The organism is Bradyrhizobium sp. STM 3809 (assembly GCF_000239795.1).
GTDB lineage: Bacteria > Pseudomonadota > Alphaproteobacteria > Rhizobiales > Xanthobacteraceae > Bradyrhizobium.
On the sequence record NZ_CAFJ01000606.1, the window covers coordinates 1 to 1275 of the forward strand.

Here is a 1275-nt window from a genome sequence, read left to right on the forward strand (position 1 = left end):
CCCTCGTCGATGAGGCGGGACGACGAGAGAAGACCATAGTATTCTGAAAAGGAGAAGTTGTTTATTTTTGCACGACGGACTGGACACCCCAAATCAGCCTGATCGCGCTCTCGAAATCAGTTCTTCCGCGCAGGGTTTTTCTTCCAGGATCGGATGTGCCAACGCGCTGATATCAGTGGGACGCAACAACCGAGTCGCCCGTCGGGCAGGCAATTGATAGCGACAAGAATCGGCGAGGCCATCTCGATATGACGTCCTCACGCGGAAACTCAAAGGATTGCGGGCATTGCACGCTCTGCTGCAAGGTCATGGAGATCGAGCAACTCCGAAAGCCGGCACATGCATGGTGCCCGCACTGCGAGCCACGGCAAGGCTGCACGATCTATCGCGATCGCCCGAGAGAGTGCGCCGAGTTCAGCTGTCTTTGGCTCTTGAACGATTCGCTCGACGAACGCTGGATGCCGAGCAAGGCGAAGCTCGTGCTCACGACGTCGGAGGACGGCATCGAGGTGCGTTGCGACCCCAGTTTTCCAGACGCGTGGCGGCGTGCGCCCTATCAGGCACAGATCCGCAAATGGGCCGCCTCAGGTGAGGAGGACGACGTCACGGTCATCGTCATCGTCGGCCAACGCGTGATCCTGATCACCCCGACAAGGGACTTCGATCTCGGAGAGATCGGCCCCGACGAACGTATCGTGCGTGATCTCGATGGCACGCGCGTTGTCGATGTGCGCGTCGTGAAGATCAATCCGAAACAACAGTCGTGATGCGCAATCCTTTGCAGCGGCGGGCTGCGGCGGCCAAAGCCAGTAGAGACACAATACGTGCCTCTCGTCAGCATGCGTGACTCCGCGCACGGAGCCCGCTGCCGGGATCTGCGACAACGGCGCCGTCACCCGAGGCGAGGTGACCCAACCGAGAGGAGCAGATCATGGGCTTTTGGGATGACATCGGAGATGCAGTCAGTTCCGCCGTCGATGACGTGAAGGACGCCGCGAAGGACGTGGCGGGTGCGGTCGGCGGCGCGGCTTCGGCGGTGGTCGACACCGTGGAGCATGTGGCGGGCGACGCGGCGGATGCGGTCGGCAGCGTGGTGCACGGGATCGGCGCGCTGGGCGGCGAGGCCTTTCACGCCGTCGGCGGCGTGCTCGGCGCGATCGAGCACGGCGCCGAGGCGATCGGAAGCGGCGTGCTTCACACCGTCGGGGACGTTGCCTCGACCGTGGTGCATGTCGGCAGCGACGTCATCCACACTGGCATCAACGTCGCCGGNGA

1 protein-coding gene is annotated in these 1275 nt (G+C 62.7%); it reads left to right on the forward strand.

Annotated elements, in window-relative coordinates:
• Positions 1-431: 431 nt before the first annotated feature.
• Positions 432-767, forward strand: coding sequence for a hypothetical protein (locus BRAS3809_RS37475; protein WP_240535782.1), 336 nt, complete (start codon positions 432-434; stop codon positions 765-767).
• Positions 768-1275 lie beyond the last annotated feature (508 nt).